Source organism: Hymenobacter sp. AT01-02 (genome assembly GCF_000961955.2).
GTDB classification, from domain to species: Bacteria; Bacteroidota; Bacteroidia; order Cytophagales; family Hymenobacteraceae; genus Hymenobacter; species Hymenobacter mucosus.
On the sequence record NZ_JZIR02000024.1, the window covers coordinates 44,663 to 68,165 of the forward strand.

General features: G+C 54.0%; 16 protein-coding genes and 1 pseudogene. 13 read left to right on the plus strand and 4 right to left on the minus strand.

Going from position 1 to position 23,503, the window contains the following annotated elements; translation table 11 throughout:
• The first annotated feature begins 123 nt into the window (after positions 1-123).
• The 6 genes from VI25_RS09570 to lysS all read left to right on the plus strand — a co-directional run bounded on the left by VI25_RS09570 (position 124) and on the right by lysS (position 8,336).
• Positions 124-1,320 carry a proline dehydrogenase family protein gene (locus VI25_RS09570; RefSeq protein WP_055562457.1) on the plus strand — a complete coding sequence of 399 codons (1,197 nt, stop codon included), beginning with the start codon at positions 124-126 and terminating at the stop codon, positions 1,318-1,320.
• A 111-nt stretch (positions 1,321-1,431) separates the two neighbouring features.
• Positions 1,432-1,800: a hypothetical protein gene (locus VI25_RS09575; RefSeq protein ID WP_045687650.1), complete on the plus strand. Its 369-nt coding sequence runs from the start codon at positions 1,432-1,434 to the stop codon at positions 1,798-1,800.
• A gap of 190 nt (positions 1,801-1,990) precedes the next feature.
• Positions 1,991-2,656, plus strand: a complete 666-nt coding sequence (locus VI25_RS28425) for a hypothetical protein (protein WP_316934295.1) — start codon at positions 1,991-1,993, stop codon at positions 2,654-2,656.
• 475 nt (positions 2,657-3,131) lie between these two features.
• Positions 3,132-5,279 (plus strand): carboxy terminal-processing peptidase, encoded by a 2,148-nt coding sequence (locus VI25_RS09585; protein ID WP_052695043.1) that lies wholly within the window; start codon positions 3,132-3,134, stop codon positions 5,277-5,279.
• 229 nt (positions 5,280-5,508) lie between these two features.
• Positions 5,509-6,546 carry a hypothetical protein gene (locus VI25_RS09590; protein ID WP_236704993.1) on the plus strand — a complete coding sequence of 346 codons (1,038 nt, stop codon included), beginning with the start codon at positions 5,509-5,511 and terminating at the stop codon, positions 6,544-6,546.
• 227 nt (positions 6,547-6,773) lie between these two features.
• Positions 6,774-8,336, plus strand: a complete 1,563-nt coding sequence (gene lysS, locus VI25_RS09595; protein WP_045687648.1) for a lysine--tRNA ligase — start codon at positions 6,774-6,776, stop codon at positions 8,334-8,336.
• A 558-nt stretch (positions 8,337-8,894) separates the two neighbouring features.
• Here lysS and VI25_RS09600 read toward each other — a convergent pair.
• A complete protein-coding gene (locus tag VI25_RS09600) occupies positions 8,895-9,263 on the minus strand; it encodes a YtxH domain-containing protein (protein WP_052695042.1) in 369 nt (122 codons plus the stop codon).
• A gap of 146 nt (positions 9,264-9,409) precedes the next feature.
• A complete protein-coding gene (locus VI25_RS28430; RefSeq protein WP_072144786.1) occupies positions 9,410-9,844 on the minus strand; it encodes a CsbD family protein in 435 nt (144 codons plus the stop codon).
• A 266-nt stretch (positions 9,845-10,110) separates the two neighbouring features.
• On the opposite strand from VI25_RS28430, the gene VI25_RS09610 reads away from it, so the two are divergent.
• The 5 genes from VI25_RS09610 (at position 10,111) to VI25_RS09630 (ending at position 13,984) form a co-directional block, all read left to right on the plus strand.
• Entirely contained in the window at positions 10,111-10,344 is a 234-nt protein-coding gene (locus VI25_RS09610) for a Kazal-type serine protease inhibitor domain-containing protein (protein ID WP_045687647.1), read from the plus strand.
• A gap of 104 nt (positions 10,345-10,448) precedes the next feature.
• Complete coding sequence (locus VI25_RS09615; protein WP_045687661.1) at positions 10,449-10,820, plus strand: cupin domain-containing protein; 372 nt, start codon at positions 10,449-10,451, stop codon at positions 10,818-10,820.
• A gap of 33 nt (positions 10,821-10,853) precedes the next feature.
• Positions 10,854-11,726, plus strand: coding sequence for a hypothetical protein (locus VI25_RS09620; RefSeq protein ID WP_045687646.1), 873 nt, complete (start codon positions 10,854-10,856; stop codon positions 11,724-11,726).
• Between the two features lie 193 nt (positions 11,727-11,919).
• Positions 11,920-12,780 carry a dienelactone hydrolase family protein gene (locus VI25_RS09625; RefSeq protein ID WP_045687645.1) on the plus strand — a complete coding sequence of 287 codons (861 nt, stop codon included), beginning with the start codon at positions 11,920-11,922 and terminating at the stop codon, positions 12,778-12,780.
• A 292-nt stretch (positions 12,781-13,072) separates the two neighbouring features.
• Positions 13,073-13,984 (plus strand): hypothetical protein, encoded by a 912-nt coding sequence (locus tag VI25_RS09630; protein WP_152981558.1) that lies wholly within the window; start codon positions 13,073-13,075, stop codon positions 13,982-13,984.
• Between the two features lie 73 nt (positions 13,985-14,057).
• Here the strand turns inward: VI25_RS09630 and VI25_RS28860 are convergent.
• Positions 14,058-15,631 (minus strand): annotated as a pseudogene (locus VI25_RS28860) (M20/M25/M40 family metallo-hydrolase).
• A 554-nt stretch (positions 15,632-16,185) separates the two neighbouring features.
• Here VI25_RS28860 and VI25_RS09640 point away from each other — a divergent pair.
• Both VI25_RS09640 and VI25_RS09645 read left to right on the plus strand, forming a co-directional pair.
• Entirely contained in the window at positions 16,186-19,350 is a 3,165-nt protein-coding gene (locus tag VI25_RS09640) for a SusC/RagA family TonB-linked outer membrane protein (protein WP_045687642.1), read from the plus strand.
• Positions 19,351-19,362: 12 nt separating this feature from the next.
• Positions 19,363-20,931 carry a SusD/RagB family nutrient-binding outer membrane lipoprotein gene (locus VI25_RS09645; protein WP_045687641.1) on the plus strand — a complete coding sequence of 523 codons (1,569 nt, stop codon included), beginning with the start codon at positions 19,363-19,365 and terminating at the stop codon, positions 20,929-20,931.
• Between the two features lie 131 nt (positions 20,932-21,062).
• On the opposite strand, the gene VI25_RS09650 is transcribed toward VI25_RS09645, so the two are convergent.
• Positions 21,063-23,288, minus strand: a complete 2,226-nt coding sequence (locus tag VI25_RS09650; protein WP_045687640.1) for a xanthine dehydrogenase family protein molybdopterin-binding subunit — start codon at positions 23,286-23,288, stop codon at positions 21,063-21,065.
• Positions 23,289-23,503 lie beyond the last annotated feature (215 nt).

Consider the following 23,503-nt stretch of genomic DNA (forward strand, 5'->3'; position numbering starts at 1 on the left):
CGAGGCGAGGCGCAACCTTCGAAAAAGCAAATTGCAGTTAAGTAACTATCCGGTTTGAAACGATGTTAACCGGCTATCTTTGCCCTGCGAAGTCCGCCCACTCGTCGCTAAACTGACTGCTTAATGTCCCTTACGCAAGCCCCCCCCCTATCCTTCGAGGATACTGCCGTTGCTTTCGCCTCCAAATCGGATGGGGAGCTACGCAAAATGTACGCCCTGTTTGCAGCCATGAATAACAACTCCCTTGTGAAGACGGGCGGAGGCCTCATGAAAACAGCGCTGAAGTGGCATGTGCCCGGCACTAAGTTTTTGATCAAGAACTCCATCTTTGACCAGTTCTGCGGGGGTGAGAGCATTCAAGAATGTTTGCCAGTTATCCAGGAGCTAGCCCGCTATCAGATCGGTACCATCCTCGACTACTCAGTGGAAGGAGAGGGTACCGATAAGAGCTTTGATGAAACCACCACCGAGCTGCTGGCTACCATTGATTTGGCCCATCGTTCGGAATCGATTCCATTCTCCGTATTTAAAGTAACTGGTGTAGCTGATAGCGCCATTTTAGAGAAGGTGCAACGCGGGGTAGCCCTCACGCCTACTGAGCAAGCCAGCTACGAGCGCAGCAAAAAGCGTATTAACGCCATCTGTGCGCGCGCCCACCAGTATGGGGTACGCGTATTTATTGATGCTGAAGAAAGCTGGTTCCAGGAAACCATTGACCAGTTGACGTACGAGATGATGCAGCGCTACAACCGGGAGTCGGCCATTGTTTGGAACACGTATCAGCTGTACCGCCAAGACCGGCTCGACGCTATCAAAAAGGCTTACGAGGATGCAGTGCAGGGCGGCTACTACCTAGGGGGCAAGCTGGTGCGGGGCGCTTATATGGAAAAGGAAGCCCGCGTAGCAGCTAGCCAGGGCCGCCAAAACCCAATCAACCCGAGCAAGCAAGCTACCGACGACCTCTATAATGAGTCGTTACGTTTCTGCGTAGAGCATGCCGATCATATTAGCATTTGTGCAGGTACACATAATGAGGCTAGCTCTCTACTGCTTACTGAGCTTATGCAGGAAAACGGCTTGCAGCCCAACGACCCACGCATGTGGTTTGCGCAGTTATATGGCATGAGCGACAACCTCACCTACAACTTGGCTAATGCGGGCTATAATACGGCCAAATACGTGCCTTATGGTCCAGTTGCGTCGGTAATGCCCTATCTCCTGCGGCGTGCTGATGAAAACACCGCTATTGCCGGCCAAACCAGCCGTGAATTTTTATTAATTCAAAAGGAGATGAACCGCCGTAAAGCGCAGAAACGCTAGTTTTTGTAGCCCGGCACAGTTTTGGTTAGCGCCCGCCCGCCGTCTTTACTCGGATGTAAAGACGGCGGGCTTTTTTTTGCTACATTCCGCTCCCCTAATACTTTCTCCCTCATGATCGGCCGAGTACGCAGCCATTTAATTCGCTTTGCCCGCACCCAGGTGGGTACTACTAGCTACCTCAACTTGGTTCAGGAAGCTGAGCTTGGCCTTAACCTAGACATTTCCCACGAGAAAGCTCGACTCAATGAACTCCTTGCCGAGCTTTCTGAACAGGAACATGCTGCCGGCCGTCCTATTCTTAGTTGCTTGGTGAAAGTAGAAGGCTCAAAGGGCCAGGGCGACAACTTCTATAAGTTGTGCGAGCGGCTAGGACTGGGCGAATGGCGCACTCTTAAGCAACAGGAAGACTTCCTGAAAACAATGCGCCGCGAGTGCAGAACATTCTGGCAAGATTCGGTCAATTACGAAAAATTCGCCTAAGTACAAGGCCTAAAGTTGCTTAGCTGATGAGGCTAGGAGGTAAAATAGATTTATAAGCAGATTTTTTTGCAACCCCATTCTGACTGCTCCCGTTAAGCTACTCAGATCACCTGCTGCTCCCTTTCCACTAGTACAACCCAGCAGGCGAAAGCAAAACTCTCTCCTTTCAATCATTTAAATCTCCCACTCCATGAGCACTAACGATTCGATCAATCCGACTAATTCAGGTACAGGTTCAGGCGCTAACTACGGTACTGGCTCGGCTGGCACTGGCTACGGCACTGGCGCAAACACTACCTCTAGCGGCAATATGGGCAACTCTAGCACCAGCGACTCGGGTGTTGCTGGCTCAGACAACAGCGCACACCATGACTACAGCGCCACGCAAAAAGGCGGTGCAATTGCTGGTTCAGCAGGCGCAACCATCGGTGCTGGCGTAGACGCAGTACAGAATGCTGCTGGTGACGCAGCACGTGCAGTAACTGGTAGCAACACCACCTACGGTACTTCTACTTACGGAACATTCCGCGACCGTGACAGCGCCGAGCGTGCTTACCAGTCGCTTTCGTCACGTGGTTACTCTAAGGATGACGTAAACGTATTGATGTCGGACGACACCCGCAAGACGCACTTCGGCAGCGATACTCCTGACACTGAGCTTGGCGACAAAGCCATGGAAGGTGCTGGCGTAGGTTCAGCAATCGGTGGTACGGCTGGTGCTGTAATCGGTGCAATTGCTGCCATTGGTACTTCAGTAGCACTACCCGGTTTGGGCTTAGTAATTGCTGGTCCTATTGCTGCCGCTCTGGCGGGTGCTGGTGCCGGTGGTTTGACGGGCGGCCTAGTAGGAGCCTAGTAGGCTCGGGTATCCCAGAAGAGCACGCTTCTGAGTACGAAAGCGACATCAAGAGCGGTAACATCGTAATGGGTGTGAAACCCCGTAGCGAAGAAGATGCTCGCTACTTTGAAGAAGAATTCCGTCGCAACAATGGCGAGAAAGTACGTCACTACTAAGCAGACCGCTTTTTAGTCTTGAAGGCCCTTCCACTTGAGTGGAAGGGCCTTTATTTTTTGTATATTGATCATTCCATAGGACTTTACGGAGGCTATTCTGTTGTATCTCAACCCCCTGCTTTCAGGTTCTTATGGTTCACCTTTCAGCAAATGCAACCTAGAGTCGGTTACTTACTTCTTTCTCTCAGGCAAGCAGCTAACAGGGCACTTATTTTACTGGTTTTGGCGTTTTTGCTTATAACCAGTCTTTCTGGTAGCACGTAGCATTAGCGTGTGTTGCCTTCTCAATTGACTTTTTCATTTCATCCCGATTCTTCATGTCCTCCACCCGAATTAAAATAGGCCTGTATGCCTCGGTGCTGATGGCAGTGTTTGTGCTGGCTTCCTACAAGCTGTACCGGCGCAACGACAACCGCACGCCGCAGAAGGACGAAGTCCTGGTAAAGGCAATGCTTCAGGCTCTCACTCAGGCTCACTACCAGCCTGAGAAGATTGACGACACATTCTCTAAGCGGGTGTTCGACTTGTACCTCAAGCGTCTGGATTCTAGCAAAAAGTTCTTGCTGCAATCGGACGTAGACCAACTGCGCAAATACCAAAACGACATTGACAACGAGGTGCTGCGGGGCACGCACGAGTTCCTAGACGTGAGCACGCAGATCATGGACCAGCGTGTGAAGGATGTGCAGGCTCTCTACCACGATATTCTATCGAAGCCTTTCGACTTTACCACGGACGAGACGTTTGAGACTGAGCCCGATAAATCTACGTTTGCGGCCAATGCAGCAGCGCAACGGGAAGAGTGGCGCAAGTTCCTGAAGTACCAAACTATGGTACGCGTATCAGAGCTGATGGACGAGCAGGCCAAGAAGAAAGACAAGCCGCTGGCTTCTACCTCTGCTCAGCCTTCTGTAGCTACTACTTCAGAGCCTGTGCGCACGCCAGCCCAAATGGAAGAGGAAGCCCGGAAGCGGGTGATGAAGTACTTTGATGCTTACTTCAAAGACCTTCAGCAAAACGATGCAAACGACCGGTTGGCTACGTACGCCAATACCATCGCCAACACCTATGACCCTCACACGGAGTACTTCGCTCCGCGCGACAAAGAGACCTTTGATCAGGCCATGACTGGCCGTTTCGAAGGGATTGGCGCCTCATTACAGGAGAAGGATGGTCAGATCAAGGTATCTGACATCATCCCAGGTAGCGCCTCCTACCGTCAGGGCGAGTTGAAAGCCGGTGACATTATTATTCGCGTGGCTCAGGGAGCTGCTGAACCGGTATCAGTTGAAGGCCTTCGTCTTGACAAAGCTGTATCGATGATCAAGGGTAAGAAAGGCACGGAGGTACGCTTAACGGTGAAGAAACCCGATGCAAGCACCAAGGTCATTTCTATCATTCGTGATGTAGTAGTGCTTGAGGAAACCTTCGCGCAGTCGGCTACCATCAATGACAATGGTAAGAAGATTGGCTACATCAAGCTGCCAACGTTCTACGCCGACTTTAACGACAATGGCGGCCGCAGCTCAGCAGCCGACGTGAAGAAGGAGCTGGAGAAGCTGAAGCAAGAAAATGTGCAAGGAGTAGTACTTGACCTGCGCTTCAATGGTGGTGGCTCCTTGCAGGATGCCGTAGAAATGGCGGGCCTGTTCGTTGATAGCGGACCAGTAGTACAGGTGCGTGGTGGTCAGGGCGCAGCTAGCATCCTCAACGACCGTGACCCTCGTGTGCAATACAGTGGGCCACTAGTGCTGCTCGTAAACAAGTACAGTGCTTCGGCCTCTGAGATTCTGGCAGCGGCTATGCAAGACTACAAGCGTGGCGTTATCATGGGTTCGGCCAGCACATACGGTAAGGGAACTGTGCAGCGCATCTTCGATCTGGATGACGCAATGCCTGCCGAGTTTAATAACATCAAGCCTTTTGGCTCGCTCAAGCTGACCACGCAGAAGTTCTACCGCATTAATGGTGGCTCTACGCAGTTTAAAGGAGTAGTACCTGATATCATTCTTCCCGACGCGTATAGCTACCTCGACCAGGGTGAGAAAGAGTCAGATTATCCTTTGAAGTGGGATGAGATTACCCCTGCTCGCTACCGCGTTTGGAGTGGTGCTCCTTCCATCGATAAGTTAAAGCAGGCTAGTGCTTCCCGCGTGGCTTCAAGCGCCAGCTTCAAGCAGTTGTCGGACATGGTACAGCGCATGGTAAAGCGTAAGGATGATACCAAAGTATCATTGAAGCTGACTAACTACCGTGCTGAGCAGCAGCAGGCCAAAGTGGAGTCGGATAAGTACGAAGCCATCCAGAAGACAGCTCCAACTTTGAGCATTGCGCCCCTATCGGCTGACATTCGCGCCTTAGGCACCGATACTATCAAAGTAAATCGTGCTTCACGCTTTACGAAGCCTTTGAAGAAGGACATTACCTTGCGGGAGGCTGTATCTGTATTGAAAGACCAGATCTAAGCTACCAAGAGCTACGAATGAAAAGCCCCTGTACTACTTTGTATAGGGGCTTTTTCTTGCCCAATGCATACAACTAATCTTAGTAGTAAATAAGCCATAAAAATAAATTTTGCTTATGCGCTTTCATCAAAACATAAAACATTGAATTACAAATGATTAAAAACATAAAATACATGTCAATATTTTTAGCAAATAAGAACTAAGAAAGTGCTACATTGGTTTATAAAGCATGACAACGACGAACATGGAAACGACCATTATTCCGCTCGTAACGGACGAGCAGAAACAAGCGGAGGAAACGTGGCGCAAATCCATTCCTGCCCAGGTTTTCCTGAACTACTTCTTTGCCATCAACTATCACATTCAGGAAGGCGACGACGCGCAGGGTGGCCTACAGCATCTTCCCTTCTTCCGGGCTCACCAGGCTGAGTTGACAGATGCTGATGTGCAAGCAGTAACCAAACTGCTTAGTGCTTGCTGGAGCACCGAGTATGCCTTACGCTCTACGGCAGAGCTAGGCGACGAAGACTACCTGCGTAACGCATTACACTGGACCTTCCCCCAGGCGTATCATACCATCATGGCTGGCTTACAAGCCTTCCTGTACACGGCTGGGGTGCGTAGCAACAACCCATCGTTGATTCGCCGTGAGGTGGGCCGGTTGGTCGTACGCAATGCCTACCCCCGCCCTATTTCCTTCTATGCCGCCGGTGCCTACGGCGACTTTAGCATCCACCGCCTGCCACTGGCTGGCTACAAGGCAGGCCTGCACATTGCCGGCAAGGAGATTGACGCCCAGGCGCAGATTGGTCAGTTCTTACGCACTACGCGCAAGATCAAAGCCGTCTCGACCCGCCAGCAGGTACAAGCCAACCCCAATACCGCCATCCGCAGTCAGAAAACGGGCAAGGCGTTGGATAAGTGGACGGCTTCGCACTGGCAGCAAATTACGTGGCGCCTTGGCTACACGACCATCTTTGATCTACTAGGTCGTCTGCGTATTTCTCAGACGAGCCGCGAGATTGAGCGCTTCGTGGAAGCCGAGATTGACTTCAAGCTCTTTCACCAGTCTTTGCTAAACATTGTAAGCTACCTCAATGGTATTCACGAGACCTACGTAGCGAAAGCAATTGGCCTGGAGCGTTACCAGCAGTTGGTAGCAGGCCTGCCTAAGCACTTGCAGAACACCTTTGTTCATGAGCGTCTGCAAATCCGCGTTGAGCCAGTGCTCCGCGACGACGAGCCGACCATGCGTATGGCGGCCTAAGGTACCCGAGCTTTTTTATCATCCGACCGCATATACACGTAAGCGCTGGCCTCTTAGGCCAGCGCTTTTTGTTTGCTCCTGCTTTTCAGCTACGGCAGCTCAGTTACGGTATTCGCTACGAACTACCTAACTCTTCCTCGGTTTATGCAAATAAGTGTGTGAGCCACGCTATTTTTGCAGCTTGACTTTTTCGACCCCATGCGGGTCCTCTACTTACGCCTCGCCCCATGCAGCACCTCAGCGAACAGGAGATAATTCGTCGTAACAAGCTGGAAGAGCTTCAGAAGCTCGGTATTGAGCCTTATCCGTCTGAACTGTTCGATGTAAACTTTTACGCCCAGGAAATCCTGGACAACTACCACCCAGAGCTCAACAACTTTCAGGAAGTAAGCCTAGCAGGCCGTCTGATGTCAATTCGGGTGAAGGGTAAGGCCTCGTTTGCTGAGTTGCAAGACGCTTCTGGCCGCATTCAGCTCTACATCAACCGCGACGAAATTTGCCCTGGCGAAGACAAGGAGCTGTACAACACGGTATTCAAAAAGCTGGTAGACCTCGGCGACTTCGTGGGGGTATCGGGCCACGTGTTCAAAACGATGGTGGGCGAAACGTCGGTGCATGTCACCGGCTTCACGTTGCTAAGCAAAAGCCTACGCCCCCTTCCCGTTGTAAAGGAGCGAGTGGATGAGGCTACGGGTGAGAAAATCACCTATGACGCGTTTACTGACCCCGAGCAGCGTTATCGGCAGCGCTACGTAGACTTGGTTGTGAACCCGCACGTGCGCGAAGCTTTCATTAAGCGTACGCAACTAGTGCAGGCTATGCGCAACTACCTCAACGACAAAGGGTACCTGGAGGTAGAAACGCCCATTTTGCAGCCTCTGTACGGAGGTGCTGCTGCTCGTCCGTTCAAAACCCACCACAACACGCTGGACATGACGCTGTACTTGCGCATTGCCAACGAACTGTACTTGAAGCGCCTGATTGTGGGTGGTTTCGATGGAGTTTACGAGTTCTCCAAAGACTTCCGCAACGAGGGCATGAGCCGGTTCCACAATCCCGAGTTCACTCAGATGGAACTGTACGTAGCCTACAAAGACTACTACTGGATGATGGACCTAGTAGAGGAAATGGTAGAGCGCGTAGCACTGGCCCTGCACGGCAAAACCGAAGTGCCGGTAGGGGAGAACATCATCAACTTCCAACGGCCGTGGAAGCGCTTCACCATGGCCGAGTCTATTGAGCACTTCACTGGCTTCAACATTGACGGCAAGAGCGAAGACGAGCTACGAGCTGCTGCGAAGGAATTGAAAGTAAGTCTTGACCCTAGCATGGGCAAAGCCAAAATCATTGACGAAATATTTGGGGAACACGTGGAGCCGAAGCTAATTCAGCCTACGTTCATCACCGACTATCCCGTAGAAATGTCGCCGCTGGCCAAGAAGCACCGCTCGAAGCCAGGCCTAGTGGAGCGCTTTGAGGCTATTTGCAATGGCAAAGAAATCTGCAACGCTTTCTCGGAACTCAATGACCCTATCGACCAGCGCGCCCGCTTTGAAGAGCAGCTGGAGCTAGGCAAGCGCGGCGACACCGAAGCCATGGTACTCGACGAAGATTTCTTGCGGGCCCTGGAATACGGTATGCCACCTACCGCTGGCCTAGGCATCGGCATCGACCGCCTGAGCATGATTATGACTAACTCTAGCTCGATTCAGGATGTGCTCTTCTTCCCTCAGATGAAGCCAGAGTACACCAAATCGGAGAATGCTCCTAAGCCTGAAGGAGACGAGTAATTATATCTGGGCCTTACATGCAGAAAGCCTCCCGCAGTAAAGAGCGGGAGGCTTTCTTTTTATAACTAACTCAAGCAATTGGCAGGATAGTAATGCCTGGAGAAGCTTGCGATGGGCATGTACGATTTTACTACCAAGGGTTGTTAACCATTCCTTACTAGAAGCTCTACAGCCGGCAATTTTACAACAGGTTCTTATCCAACCTCGAATAAGTTGGTTATATCTTCTTTAACGGCCGTGTCAAAAGAAGGTTACCAAAGCGTGATTTTTCTTCGAAACTTTTCAAACCCAAAGCCTCTAAAGTCAGAAAGCCTCCCGCTAAAATAAATGCGGGAGGCTTTCCTTATAATACAATTGACTCACCCTTCCGATTGGGTAACACAGAAGAAATGTGCGATGGACAGCGTACGATTTTACTGGCGGGTTGTTTGACCAGATCCTGTCAGAAGCTCTACGGTCGGCAATTTTGCTTCAGTATCTTCTCCAATCTTCTCTTGAGCCGATTGTATATTCTTTAACGCGGGGTGCTACCTAAGGTTACAAGTAGTGCAACTTTTTTTAATGGACCGGGCCTGAATACCTTCCATCACCACCTGTTCCGTCATAATCCGAATCAAGATCATCGTAGGAATGGCTGCCGTAGGTGGTGTCCACTTCGGTGGCACTCATTGAGCTGAGCAGATTATCGGCGGCAGTGCGGTCAGAAGACTGCTGCTCAGTGGTAGTAGCTTGGCCGGAGAGCGAGCTTAGGCGCGACTTGCCATCTTTCAGCAGCTTGCTTAAATCGTCGCCGAGTTTAGAGGCTGATTTCTTTAGGCTGGAACGCGTTTCGTTACCAGTCTCGGGGGCCAGTAGCAACCCAGCTACGGCGCCTACGGTGGCACCGGCTAAAAGCGAGAGGATTACTTTTCCTTTGGTGTCTTGCATGGCAGATATAGCAGTTGAAGTGAACTAGTGGGCCGTATATTGCCCGCACCAGATATAACGAATTGTTTCGCGTGGAGGTTAAGCAAAACGCCCCCGTCTTCCGAAGAAAACAAGGGCGTTTACTAATACGAACTAGACGGTTAGGCCTACAGGTCGTTGAGGAGCTTTACAACTTCGCTCTTGGCTTTGCCGAGCTTGTTTTGCAAGCGGCCTACGAGCTCGTCGCCCTGGCCTTCAGCGTACTCCAGATCTTCGTCGGTCAACTGGGCGTACTGCTGCTTCAGCTTGCCTTTAGCTTCGTCCCAATTGCCTTGCAGCTTCAGCTTTGAGCCAGCGCCGGTTAGGCCTAGGTCTTCCAGCTTCTCTATATAGCCTTTGAATTTAGAATCCAGATCTTCGCCGTATTTCGACAGTTGCTCACCTAGCTGGCCGCTATATTTCGTAGCCGCCTCGCCGATTTTGCCACGCGTAGCTTTGCCTTTGTCGGGAGCCATCAGCAAACCAGCAATGATACCAGCACCGGCACCGGCCAGAGCAGCAAGGAGAATTTTACCGGAGTTGTCTTCTTCGTGATACGACATGATATTGGGGGAGAGAATGGGGTGAAAAAAGAGGTTCTAGTTCAGCGACACGTAGTAGCTACCCGGGAGCGGGAATTACTAGCTGCTCAAGGTAAGCAGCACGTATCAATCTAGGGGGACTATACGCAGGTAAGTTGACGGGGTTATAGAATCCGGGCAAAAATTAGCAAGGCTAAATATTTCACAAGGTTGACCCCGTTTAGTACTAGCTACCGTACTTTGCCTCTGCTCACCTCCTATTTTACCTGGACTTTACTCTACCACTCATGAAAAACTTTCTTGCCTGCATAGTTGCCTTGCCCTTGCTTATCACCTGCCAGCGTCCTGCCACTACGGCTCAGCAACCCTGCATTGATGAGAGCAAGATTCGCAAGGATGCCATATGCACCATGGACTACAACCCCGTGTGTGGCTGCGACGGCAAAACCTATGGCAACCCATGCCAAGCTACCAACGCCGGGGTTACGCGCTTTACCGAAGGCGCCTGCGCCGGCCAGTAATCATTCCCGGGGTAGTCTTTCCCATATCCATCGTGCCGGTTGCTACGCCGCGCACGGGGCAGAGTACCTTGCCCATCACTTCCCACCACTACGCGTTGCATTACATGTCCGAGAAACGCTATTTCCGCCAGCAAAATCCATTCGTTGTTCCCACTACCGATGGCAAACTCATTGAAGAGCATATTGGCTTAGCCAGCACCAATACGCCCCGCTACAGTGTGGCTCATATGATAGCGCCGCCCCAATGGAGTGAACCGCACCAGCGCCCAGAATTTGATGAAGTAACCATTGTAGTGCGCGGGCGCAAGCGATTTGAAATCGACGGCGACGTAGTAGAGTTGGGTGCCGGTGAATCGTTGTTGATTAAGGCGGGCGCCCGGGTGCGCTACTCCAATCCGTTTGGGGAAGAATGCGAATACTGGTCAGTATGCGTGCCCGCGTTTAGCCCAGCTACGGTGCACCGCGAAGAAGAATAGCCGAATTGTAGCTGGCCCGCCGCGGCTTCGTGTATGAACTTACTGTATCTGGTGTTTGGAGAGAATGTGCGCATTCACTTCCAGGCACACTTTTCTATTCTCACCTTTCTGCGCCACCGGCCGGCCGGGCTGGGCACCATCACCGTTGTGACAGATGCGCCCGACTTCTACCGCCACTTAGCCGACCACGTAACGGTGCTGCCAGTGAGTGCGGCTACGCTGCAAGCGTGGCGCGGCGAGTTTGACTTCTTCTGGCGCATCAAGATCAAAGCTCTGGAGCACGTTGCGGCCCTATATCCTGGGGTGCCCCTCCTCTACCTGGACTCCGACACCTTTCTGCACGGCTCCTTTACCGATCTGCACAAGGGCCTGGCGGCGGGTTACGCCTACATGCACGAGCCGGAGGGCGCCCTAGCCGCGTTGGGCAGCAAAACTGAAAAGCGCATGTGGCAGCAGATTGGCAGAAAAACCTTCGGCGGCATTACCCTGCACGAGCGGCATCAGATGTGGAACGCAGGCGTGGTGGGCATACCAGCCCAGGGCGGGCCCGAGGCCATTGCGCTAGCCCTACGTATCTGCGACGACCTAAGCCGAGCTGGCGTTACCCCGCGGCTTATCGAGCAGTTTGCCCTAGCCCTGGCCTTACAGGAGCGGTTTGAGCTACGGCCGGCTCGCCCCTTCATTGGGCACTACTGGAGTAACAAGGAGGAGTGGAACGAGGCCATTGCATCGTTCCTGCTCGAATCGAGTTTGAAGGGGCGCTCCGTAACAGAAGATGTTGCCGCAGTAGCCCACTTTAACTTTCAGGCGGTACCCGTAGTGAAGAAGCTCAAGAACACCCGCTGGCGCTTAGTACGACTGGTAGACCGACTTTTTCCGCCCCGGCAAGTACGCTACGTGGAGTAAGCCCCCGTCGGCCTATCCCTGTACTACATCTGTTGTCAACTGTACTGCCACCGAGCAAGGGCTTTGTGTCGCCGGAATCGAGTTGCCTAACAATCAGAATGCTCCTCCAGAATGTCAGCTAACGGGTGTGGGCCTGGCACCAGCACCGGCTTATTCATTACCTTTCTTCTCTCACTGCTCACTTCCGCCCGCTATGGATCAGCGCATTATCAATCTGTTTGACGAGTATACCCACGCACCACTCAGCCGCAAAGAATTTCTGGATCGGCTGGTGAAGCTAGCGGGCGGCACGGCCCTGGCCGCAGCCGCGCTGGCTGTGTTGGAGCCCGGCTACGCGCAAGCCGCAACTATTCCCGCCGACGCCGATGATCTGGTAACAGAGGACGTAAGCTGGCCTGGGGCGGCTGGCGTTACTATGAAGGGCTATCTAGTGCATCCCAAAGGCAAGAAAAAGCGCGGCGCAGTTGTGGTTATCCACGAAAACCGGGGCCTTACTCCGCACATTAAAGATGTAACGCGGCGCGTGGCTAAAGCTGGCTACGTGGCGTTGGGCGTAGATGCACTATCGGTGTTTGGAGGTACGCCAACGAATGAGGATGAGGGCCGAACGCTCATTGGGAAGCTCGACAAGCAACACAACCTGAGCAACTACCTGGCCGCGCTTGATTACCTGCGCCAGCGCCCCGACTCAAACGGCAAAACCGGCTGCGTAGGCTTCTGCTGGGGCGGAGCCATGGCCAACAGCCTCGCTACCCACGATCCTAAGCTGAATGCGGCCGTGGCGTACTACGGCACCCAGCCTCCCACGGAAGAAGTTCCCAACATCAAGGCCCACGTACTGCTACACTATGCGGGCCTCGATGAGCGCGTAAATGCTGGTAAGGATGCCTACGAAGCGGCCCTCAAGGCCAGCAATATCCAGTATGAGCAGTACGTATACCCCAACGTAAACCACGCATTCAACAACGACTCTTCGCCTGCTCGCTACAACGCCGGGGCAGCTCAGCAAGCCTGGGAACGAACCTTAGACTTATTCAAGAAGCAGCTAGGCTAACTTTCGTCTTTTACCGGATGAAACCGCTAGTGTTGGCTTTGGTGCTTACAACCCCTCTGCTATGGCTAGGTGGTCCCCCCAACTCGCTGTTAGAGGCTGTCTGCATAGTAACGGCTTTCCTACTGCCTCCTAGCAGCCATACTCCTTATGGCCTGGTTTTACCGCTTGGTTTTACCGCGCTTTAATACCCGGTTCAGCTATTATCGACACCGGCTATTCACGTGTACGTATTTTGAAAAAGCTCCTATTACTTGGTACCTGTATAGTGTTTGGCTGCGCTGAACCGAATGGCATGAATAGCTACTTTGTGTCGCAGCCCAACCACAGCAACTCTCAAGACTTTGAGCAGCGCATGCTTGATAACGCTGAGCATCTTGGCGCTCAGTTTCGCATTCGACAAATCTCCTTTGATTCGGAGTGTATCTATGCGAAAGAAGACCTGACGGCCTTGGTGCTACAGTTTGTGCGCGACCTGGGCCAGTTTCCAGCCGTGTGTGTTGAGGATGGCCTGGACACTCGCACCCAGGAGTACTTTACCCGGCTCTACATCCGAGGCCAGCAGTACGAGTTTCGTACTTCAGCGGAAGGTGACTACGTAAATTTAGATAAGGTAATGCCTATGCTCCAAACCATTGCCCGTGAGCAGCAGCCAACCCACACGTTCGAGATTATTCATCCACCCTACGACCAGACAGGCATCGTTATTTTTGCCGCCCTTACCGATTTGCAGGAGGCCGTAGATCGGGGCTACCCTTGTTCTCTGCCCAGTAGCCACTGGGTTTGGCAAAAGCACGAGTGGCCTTGGGGGGTGTATTCCGACGTGACGGTAGATCACATGCCCGAGTTATCGGAACTTCAGACCCGCTACTACCAAACGCTTCACCAACTGTACACCGCCGGCTACAACGTGCCTCAGCTAACGGCTGAGCGCATCTACCTCACCGATATGTTTGAGCAAGGAAAAATTGACATCTGTATTGACGGCTCAAACCACACCTCATTCAACGACGTGCTGACAGGTGGCAAAGTGCGTTGTTTCTGGGAAGGATGGGGCGTCGTGCTGGCTTACACGCTGGTGCAGCACTACGGCGGGCAACCGGCCCTCTACAACAAAACCTCCAGGCAGGTTACGCGGCTTACACCATCGGCCTATCTGCGCCAGGCGGAGGTAGCTTTTGGCCGCCGCCCTGCTACTACTCACTAGTTAATCTATTAAAAACCAAGGGCCCCACCGAATTATCAGTGGGGCCCCTTGTTTTATCTCAGACTATAAACTGCTACATCCGAGCTTCGGGCTTGGCGGTAGGCAGCGTTTTGCGGGGCAACTTCTGGTCGCGCATGGCGGCCTGGTACACGAAGGACGCCACTACCACGGAGGCCTGCTTCATGTCGTCGGCAGGTAGGCGCTCGTAGGTATCCATGTTGGTGTGGTGAGTACGGGTACCGTAGTCCAGCGGGTCCTGAATAAACTGGAAGCCAGGCAAGCCCACGGCGTCGAAGGCCAGGTGGTCGGTGCCGCCGGTGTTGCGTAGCGTAACGGTGGTAGCCCCCATATCGGCAAAGGGCTTCAGCCATTCCTGGAAGATAGGAGCGGCAGCTTCGTTGCCTTGGGCGTAGATACCCCGGATTTTGCCAGCACCATTGTCAAGGTTGAAGTAGGCAGCCAGCTTTTCGTGGTCGGGCAGCAGCTTCATAGTGGCGGGGTCGGCGAAGTGGTTCTTTACGTAGTTACGCGAGCCGTGCAAACCCTGCTCTTCCTCGCCCCATAGTGCAATGCGAATGGTGCGGCGCGGCTGCACGCCAGCAGCCTTCAGGATGCGCACAGCCTCCATCATTACGGCGCAGCAGCGGCGTTGTCGGTGGCACCTGTGGCGGCGTGCCAAGAATCCAGGTGGCCACCTAGCATTACTACCTCATTTTTCAGCTTTTTATCAGTACCTGGAATTTCGGCTACCACATTGTAGCCTTTCAAGTCTTGGCTTTGAAAACGGGTGCGCGTTTCTAGCTCCAGCTCCACCGGAATACCAGCGTCGGCCAGGCGAATGAGGCGCAACTGATCTTCCGGGGCCATTTCCAACTCGGGCAGTACGGGCTTGGCATCAGCAGCGTAGGGGGCCCCGTTGGAAGTGAAGAACGTACCATCGGAGCCGCCGCGGGTGCTCAGGATAGCCACCGCGCCCTCGCTCAAAATCATATCCGACATCTTCGTGCGCAGGGCCATCATGGTACGGCGCTGCGCCATGCGCTGCTCCATTTCCGCATCGTTGGGTTTGGCAGCTGGGGCCTCCAGTTTGTACTCGGCCATCTTCTGCAGCTCCTCGGCTGTGTAGCGCTTGGCGTCGGCTTCAAAGCTTGGTTTAGGAACGTTTGTTACGTCCAGCAGCACAATCTTGTCCCGCAGCTTTCCTTTGTACTTGTCCAGTTCTGCTTCGGTGGTGGCCTTTACTACTACTACCTGCTTTTTCAGGACCCCACTGGTGCTGGGCGTCCAGGCTTTGGGAGCCCCAATGAGGGTATGATAGTAAGGTGCCGTCATGGCTACGTACGACTTCTCAATGTCCCAGCCGCGGCCGAAGGTACCCCAAGGCTCGATGGTTGCCTTGGTAAGGCCCCAGCTGGTGAGTTGCTTTTGGGTCCACTGGTTGGCGCGGTTCAACCCGTCGGAATTAGCGAGGCGCGGGCCACACACGTCAGTCAGGTAAAAGGCTGTTTCCATCACCTTCGAACGATTCAGACCTTCATCCTTGATTTTAGCCAGCATGGAGGGGTCGGCTTTGGTGCCCTGTTGGGCCCATGTTGGGGCGGCTACGGCCAAACTGCTGGCTAGGGCAATGAGTCGAAGTGTGTTCATGCGGAAAGTTGGTTGTAGAGAGAATGAGTTGGACTATAAAGAACCAGAATTACACCAGGCGTTGCGTGCAGGCACTTCCTATTACCTAAAAGCAGTTGCTATGCGCTTCCCTACTTGCCTCCAAATGGCGCTGTCTACGGACAGCACAGGCGCCGATTGTGGCGCTGACAAAGCAGAAGAAAGCGGCATCCTAGGTACAGGTTGTATAAATAATTAGCCAAGTGATAAAAAATTTCATCAGATTTTAATCAATTTTTAATCCTATTAAAACTACAGTAAATTCTACCGCAATTAGTAGGTAGACGAAGGCTCTCAGAGATGCAAAAGCAGCCTTGCAATGGGCAGTAATGCAGAGCTAAGTACTCACTTACTGCTTATGAAATATCTTCATTAGCAGTACACATATTGTGCATTAATTATAATTTATATCCATTTATGTTGACAATATTATCTATCAATTACGTATTGTTTGCTTTTTTATTAATCATACTACACCACTATACTTACCGGGCTTTCAGTTTCGTAACGGCCTTCTATTCACTAAGCTCACTTATATGAAACAACAGTTACTCGTAACACTTCTGGTGGTTGCTGGGCTCTCAGAGCAGGTGGTAGCCCAGAGCCGTCAGGTTTCCGGGCGTGTCACGGACCAGAGCACGGGTCAGCCCATTCCAGGGGCTACGGTGCTCGTGAAAGGCACTACCATTGGGGCCTCCACCAATGCTGATGGGGCCTATTCGATTAGCGTGCCCGCAACGGCAACTACTCTTGCCATTTCTTCCATTGGCTTTGCGGCGGTAGAACGGCCCGTGGGTACTGCAACTACTATTGATGTAGCCTTAGCTACAGATACCAAGCAACTGGGCGAAGTAGTAGTAACCGGAGCACTAGGTATTCAGCGCCAAGCCCAGGAAATTGGCTATGCTACTTCTACTATTAGTGCCAAGGAACTCAACCAAGCTCGCGTAACCAACGTCACGAATGGCTTAGCTGGCAAAGTTTCGGGCTTACAAATCCAGACGGTAAACAACGGCATCAACCCAAGTGTGCGCGTTACGCTACGAGGAACTCGCTCCATAACAGGGGAAAACCAAGCTCTGGTGGTAATTGACGGGGTGCAAACTACTCAGGATGTACTCACCTCACTTAACCCCGACGACATTGCCGACATCACCATTCTGAAGGGGGCCAACGCAGCGGCGCTTTACGGTTCTCAGGCCACCAATGGCGCCCTAATCATTACGACCAAGAAGGGTAGCAGCACGCCTTCGGTTACCTATACTCACACGTCGCAGCTTGAGCAAATCAGCTTTTGGCCCAAGATGCAAAATGAGTTTGGGCCGGGCTCCGATGAATGGGTGCAGAAGTATACGCCCTACGAAAACCAGCAGTACGGCCCGCGCTTCGACGGGACGGTGCGCGACTTGGGCTACCTCACGCAGTTGGGCAACATCCAGCGCATTGCCTATGAAGCCCGGCCCCAGGAGCGCAAAGACTTCTTTAACACGGGCTACCAGATGCAGAACAACGTGTCGTTCTCAGGTGGCAGCGCCGACACCAAGATTTACGTTTCCTACCAGAACGTGCACAACAAAGGCATCGTGCCGAAGGACAAGTACGACCGGAACACGTTCCGGGCCAATGCCTCCCAGCAGATGGGCAAGCTGTCGGCGGGTTTGAACGTATCCTACTCCAACTTTAAGGTAGATCAGACCACGGCCGCGATATATCAGCAGTTGCTGAACACGTCTTCGCTTATTCCACTGACCCAGTACAAGGACTGGCAGAACAACGAATTTGCTAACCCCAACGGGTACTACAACGAGTACTACGCCAACCCCTACTACACCCTCGACAACAACCGCCGCAACATCAACCGCGGCACCCTGGTTGGCAATATCGACCTAGGCTATAAGATTACCGAGTGGCTATCGGCCCAGTATCGCATTGGTCTGACGAGCATTACGGAAGACAATAAGAGCTGGCAAGACAAGTTCAACTTTACCGCCTACACGCTGGGTCGGCGCATCAATGCCCGCAACAATATTGCCGGGGGCGTAGCCGAGCAGAGCAGCACCCTCAACCGGCTCAACTCCGACCTTTTCTTCAACATCGCGAAGAACTTCGGGCCGGTTTCGGTGAAGGCCATTGTGGGCCAGAACCTACAGATGAACAACGCCAACTACCTCTCTGCCAGCGCCAACGCCTTATTCGTACCTAGCGTGTTCAACCTAGCAAACCGGGTAGGCGAGCTGGCGGGAGGACAAGCACGGTACAAGTACCGGCAGGTAGCTTTCTTCGGCGACCTGACGCTGGGCTACCGAGACTTGGTGTATCTGCACGGCTCCGCCCGCCAAGAGTCTGTTTCCATTCTCAGCAAGGAAAACCGCTCCTACTTCTACCCCAGCGTGGATGCCTCGCTGGTACTTTCCGAAGCCATTCCGGTCCTGAAGGAGTTTTCCTTCTTCGACTACGGCAAGCTGCGCGGCGGCTACTCCAAGGTGGGCCAAGTGAACTTGCCAAGTTCGGCGCCGGGGGTAGCTAGCACCTTCGGAGCCTACAGCTTGTCCTCGGTATATAACACCGGTAGCGGCTTCCCATTCGGCTCTCAAGCCTCGCTTACGTTGGGCAACCAAGTAGTTTCGCCCGATCTGAAGCCAGAGTTTACGCACTCCACGGAAGTAGGCACGGAGCTGAGCTTTCTGCGCCAGCGCATCAACTTGGCGGCCACCTACTACTACCAGCGCTCCATCAACCAAAGCATTGCGGCCAGCATATCCAACGCCAGCGGCTACAGCTCTTTCCTGCTGAACGCGGGTAAGGTGCAAAACAACGGGGTGGAAGTAGACCTAAACGTGACGCCCATCGAAACACTTGGTGGCTTTACCTGGAAAGTGGGGGCTAACTACAACTACAACAATAACAAGGTGCTGAAGATTACGGAGCAAGCCAAGCAGCTGCCCCTGTCTTCGGGAGACAACGCGCAGGTATACGCCATTGAGGGCCAGCCCTACCCCGTGCTGCTGGGCTCTGACTACAAGCGCGACGACCAGGGCCGCATCATCCTGACTTATCTGAACCTAGGGCCCGATGCTTCTGGTAATCCGCGCAACGGTTGGGTGCCCTCGCAGGCCAGCCAGCTCACCAACTTTGGCAACACGCTGCCCAAACACAAGTACGGCCTCAATACCAGCTTAGCTTTCAAGGGTGTCACACTGGCGGCGCAAGCCGAGTACCGCACGGGCTACTATGTGTACCACGGCATTGGCTCTACCATGGACTTTACGGGTGCTTCGGCACGTAGCGCGGAGTACGGACGCCTGCCCTTCCTGCTGCCCAACTCGTCCGTGCTGTCGTCTGACGGTACCACATACGTGGAGAACACCGACAAGCTGACGCCAGGCGGTGCCGAGTTCTGGGCCAACAGCTCCTACAACCGAAACATTGCGGCCAACTACGTGACCAAGGGCGACTTCTTTAAGCTCCGCGAAGTGTCGTTGAGCTACGCACTGCCGGCGGCACTACTGGCTAATACGCGCTACATCAAAGGCGTATCCTTAAACCTGTACGGCCGCAACTTATACACCTGGGTGCCCAAAGAAAACCAGTGGACCGACCCAGAATTCAGCAATCAGACGGGTAATGCCATCGGTATCAACAACACTGATCAGACGCCCCCTACCCGCTTCTATGGCGCTAGTCTGTCGGCTACCTTCTAATTCCACGCAGTTATGAATTCTATAGCAAAGCTTTTGGTTGCCCTGGCCCTCGTTTCTCTCACAACGGGCTGTGAATCTTTTCTCGACGTCAATGACAACCCCAACAGCGTTACGCCCGACCAAGTAGTACCGTCGGCCGTGTTGGCGCAGGCGCTTAAAGTGACCGGCGACACTTATGGCCTCACCCTGAATACCTACGGCAGCTGGACGGCCGGCTACTGGGGCAAAACCGGTACGGTGAACGGCTACAACGAGGAGCGCACCTACACCTACAGCAGTACCTACCAGCAGGGTTTTTGGGGCAGCACTTATGATAACCTAAAGGACTACGACAACATTGACAAGGCAGCTTCTGCCCAAGGCTTGCTCTACCATGCCGCCATTGCGCGGATTATGAAAGCCTTTAACTTTCAGCTATTGGTAGATCAGTACGGGGATGTACCCTATTCGCAGGCGTTTCAGGCCGATGCGGCTACCCCTATTATCTCGCCCCAGTACGACAAGGCCGAAGATATTTACAAAGACCTAAGCCTACAGCTAGAGCAAGCCGTGGCATCCATCAAAGGTGCCCCCTCTACAACTCAAGGCGTGGGTAGCGAGGACGTGGTGTTTGGGGGCAATATGACCAACTGGGTGAAATTTGCCAACACCCTGAAGCTGCGCATTCTGCTGCGCCAGTCTTTTGTAACCTCTCTCGACGGCTATGTGCGGGCCGAGATGACCAAGCTGCAAGCGGCGCCCGATGGGTTTGTAACGACCGACGTACAAGTGCAGCCTGGGTATGCTCAAACTACTGGCAAGCAGAACCCCTTCTGGAACCAGTACCGCGCTACGGCTGCCGGCACGGGTGCTTCGTCGCGCAACTGGCAGGCGGGTACGCAGTACATTATTGACCAGTACGTGAACAACAAAGACCCCCGGGTGGCCCAGCTATACTACCTGGCTACGGATGGCGATTTCAAGGGCACCTACAAAGGGGTGGTACTGGGCGACCCGAACCCCCTACCCGGCAGCACGCAAATATCCCGCTGGAAAGACTACGGTGGCATCTTGAAAGGCTACGATGCGCCCGTGCCACTGATGCTGGCCGCCGAGAGCTACTTTTTACAGTCAGAAGCCAAATCGAGAGGCTACCTAACCGGGGGCGACGCCGCCGCCAAAACCGACTTCAATAACGGCATTCGGGCTTCCTTTGTGTACTACTACACGCCCGCTCCTAGCCAATCGACTACCGCTAACAACGTGTCGGCCAACGCCGTGCCGGACTACACGAAGTACTTGGCCGACAACACTGCGAATCCCTTGGTGAGCTGGGACGCTACGGGAGCTTCTAAGCTGGAGAAGATCATTTACCAGAAGTACTTGGCTATGAACTCCGTGACAGCCATTGAAGCCTGGAACGACTACCGCCGAACTGCCTTCCCCAAGTTCCCGGCATCGTTGCAGTCCAGCTCGCCCCGCGCCGATAAACTGCCCGTTCGGCTACTCTACCCGCAAACGGAGGTCAGCACGAACGCCAGCAACCTGCCCGGCAACGTCAGCCAGTTTACTACTAAGATATTCTGGGACGTAACAGACTAAAACGCTGCTTGCAGCCACCACACAACGGGGCGGTAGTAACATGGTCACTACCGCCCCGTTGTGTGGTAGGGCCACTGCTCAGTGGGTGCAGACCTATTATAAGCCTCGCGTGCTTGCTACCAAAAGCTTCCTTACAGTAACTTATCGGGGGTGATGGGCAACTCCCGAATACGTTTGCCGGTGGCGTGATATACCGCATTGGCAATGGCGGCGGTAAAACCAATAAGGCCTATTTCGCCCATGCCTTTGGCTCCCATGGGGTCAAGATGCAGGTCGGGTTCGTCCACGAATACTACCTCAATGGGTGGAATATCTGCGCAGACCGGCACGTGGTACTCGGCCAGTTGGTTGTTCACGAAACGGCCATAGCGGTGGTCCATGCGTGCGTCCTCCATCAAGGCCATTCCAATGCCCCATACTACGGAACCATATACCTGGCTGCGGGCCGTTTTGTGGTTGAGCACCCGTCCTACATCCAAAGCCGATACTACCCGACTCACGCGCACTGCCCCGGTATTCTCGTGCACCCGCACCTCCACAAAGTTGGCGCAGAAGGACTTCCCAGAATACTTTTCCTGCTCCGGCCCTTTATCGGCGTCGCGGGTAAGATCAAGGCCCATTAGGTTGTGCTGGCGCAAAATGGCGGCGTAAGTCAGGTGGTTTTTCGGGTGGCGCGCTTGGCGAAAGCCGCCCGTTTCGGCCACTACTTCCGGGGCCGTTAGCTGGCGCTTGGCCCACTCGGGAGCCCGCAGCGCCAGTTCCAGCAACTGCTGGCGCAAGGCAGTACATACGGCATGCACCGCCGATCCTACCGAGGCAGCCGTGTGCGACCCAAATTGCCCGGGGGCGGGCGGCAGGGAAGAATCACCTAACTCGAAGCGTATATTCTCCACCGGGATACCACTAGCATCGGCCGCAATTTGGCTCATAATGGTGGCCGTACCCGGTCCAACATCGGCGGTAGCGCTCTGAACTACCAAGCGGCCATCGGCGAAAAGCTGGGCCCGGGCGCTTGCTTTGCTTCGTTCGGCTTTATAGATACCCATACTCATTCCCCAGCCTACCAGCCACTCCCTGTCGCGAGTGGCACGGGGCTGGGCCGGGCGCTTGCTCCATCCAAACCGGGCGGCTCCTTGTTCATAACACGCCCGCAAGTAGTTGCTCGACCAGGGCTTGTCACCTACCGGGTCTACGGAAGCGAAGTTCTGCAACCGAAGCGCCAGCGGATCCATATTGAGCGCGTACGCCAGCTCATCCATGGCCGATTCCAAGGCGAAAGAGCCGCTTGATTCGCCGGGGCCGCGCGTCCAGGCGGGGGTACTTAGGTCCAGGGGCACTAATTGATAGCGAGTGTTGAGATTGGGGCTGCGGTAGGCCGATTTGGTAGGGTCCACAATGCGCTCGGCAAACTCCTCGTAGCGCGACGTTTGCCCAAAAGCTTCGTGTGTGATGCCTACGAGCTGCCCATCTGGGGTGGCCCCCAGCCCTACCTTTTGCAACGAATGGGGTCGGTAGCCTACCAGGTTAAACATCTGCTGGCGTTGCAGCACCACTTTCACCGGTCGCCCCACCAGCTTGGCTCCTAATATGGCGGCTACCTCCTGGGGCCAAATGCGGGAAGCTCCCCCGAAAGCCCCACCCACGAACGGCGAGTGCACCTGCACCCCATCTTCGGGTAGCTGAAACATGCGCCGCAGATCTTGCTTAGCTAGGGCCGGGGCTTGGGTTTTATTGTATACTGTGAGTTTCTGGGAGCTTTCCCACCGGGCAATGGCAGCGTGCGGCTCCATGGGGTTATGTACCTGTACGGGGGTGCGGTACTCCTGCTCCACGCGCACGGGGGCCTGCTGATAGGCATTGGCCTGGCCACGCAAGTAGTCGTCGGCCTTTTTGGGCTTCTGGCCGCGGTTGCGGTGAGCGGCCAGATTTGTCTCGGGTGGCGTGGCATCGTACTGCACCCGCACGAGCGTGGCCGCGTGCTGGGCATGCTCTAAGGTATCGGCAATAGCCAGAGCTACGGGCTGGTTGCTGAAGTGAATCTGGTCGTCGTAGAAAACGCGCAGCTCTTGCCCTTCTAGCCGGGGGTTGTTGTTGGCTTTAGTGTCTTGGTAGGCGGGCACGCCAGGTGAGTTGCGGTGGGTAAGAATGGCTAGCACGCCCGGTGCCTTTTCCGCCGCACTTGTGTCTAGCGTGCGCATACGGCCCTTGGCAATGGAGCTGGTCAGAAGTACGCCGTGCACCACGCCCGGTACCGCATGCTCGGCGGCGTATAGGGCTTGCCCCGTTACTTTCTGACGGGCATCAACTCGGCTAAGGGGCTTACCAATACTGAGGTCGGTAACAGGGGTATCTTTCATAAACAAGTGTATGCAGCTCCGGCAGTTCTTCTCCCGCTCCTCCGTCGTGCGGTGCGTTGGTGTACGGCAGCCCTCCCCGTTTGGCTTCACGACGCCAACGCATAACCATATCTTGTTCGTTTGCGGGCTGCTGCGCTCTACCCCACCAACTGAGTCAAGCTCCCTTGGCACTTGCCGTTCCTGCTACTTTGCTTCTTACAGTTTCATGGGCAAAT

What these genes read in the sequence shown, in the direction of transcription:
- VI25_RS28425 (WP_316934295.1), top strand. Translation starts at nt 1,991, where the DNA reads ATGAGCACTAACGATTCGATCAATCCGACTAATTCAGGTACAGGTTCA.
- VI25_RS09625 (WP_045687645.1), top strand. Translation starts at nt 11,920, where the DNA reads ATGGATCAGCGCATTATCAATCTGTTTGACGAGTATACCCACGCACCA.
- VI25_RS09620 (WP_045687646.1), top strand. Translation starts at nt 10,854, where the DNA reads ATGAACTTACTGTATCTGGTGTTTGGAGAGAATGTGCGCATTCACTTC.
- VI25_RS09600 (WP_052695042.1), bottom strand. Translation starts at nt 9,263, where the DNA reads ATGCAAGACACCAAAGGAAAAGTAATCCTCTCGCTTTTAGCCGGTGCC.
- VI25_RS09570 (WP_055562457.1), top strand. Translation starts at nt 124, where the DNA reads ATGTCCCTTACGCAAGCCCCCCCCCTATCCTTCGAGGATACTGCCGTT.
- VI25_RS09590 (WP_236704993.1), top strand. Translation starts at nt 5,509, where the DNA reads ATGACAACGACGAACATGGAAACGACCATTATTCCGCTCGTAACGGAC.
- VI25_RS09585 (WP_052695043.1), top strand. Translation starts at nt 3,132, where the DNA reads ATGTCCTCCACCCGAATTAAAATAGGCCTGTATGCCTCGGTGCTGATG.
- VI25_RS09630 (WP_152981558.1), top strand. Translation starts at nt 13,073, where the DNA reads ATGAATAGCTACTTTGTGTCGCAGCCCAACCACAGCAACTCTCAAGAC.
- lysS (WP_045687648.1), top strand. Translation starts at nt 6,774, where the DNA reads ATGCAGCACCTCAGCGAACAGGAGATAATTCGTCGTAACAAGCTGGAA.
- VI25_RS09615 (WP_045687661.1), top strand. Translation starts at nt 10,449, where the DNA reads ATGTCCGAGAAACGCTATTTCCGCCAGCAAAATCCATTCGTTGTTCCC.
- VI25_RS09610 (WP_045687647.1), top strand. Translation starts at nt 10,111, where the DNA reads ATGAAAAACTTTCTTGCCTGCATAGTTGCCTTGCCCTTGCTTATCACC.
- VI25_RS09650 (WP_045687640.1), bottom strand. Translation starts at nt 23,288, where the DNA reads ATGAAAGATACCCCTGTTACCGACCTCAGTATTGGTAAGCCCCTTAGC.
- VI25_RS28430 (WP_072144786.1), bottom strand. Translation starts at nt 9,844, where the DNA reads ATGTCGTATCACGAAGAAGACAACTCCGGTAAAATTCTCCTTGCTGCT.
- VI25_RS09645 (WP_045687641.1), top strand. Translation starts at nt 19,363, where the DNA reads ATGAATTCTATAGCAAAGCTTTTGGTTGCCCTGGCCCTCGTTTCTCTC.
- VI25_RS09575 (WP_045687650.1), top strand. Translation starts at nt 1,432, where the DNA reads ATGATCGGCCGAGTACGCAGCCATTTAATTCGCTTTGCCCGCACCCAG.
- VI25_RS09640 (WP_045687642.1), top strand. Translation starts at nt 16,186, where the DNA reads ATGAAACAACAGTTACTCGTAACACTTCTGGTGGTTGCTGGGCTCTCA.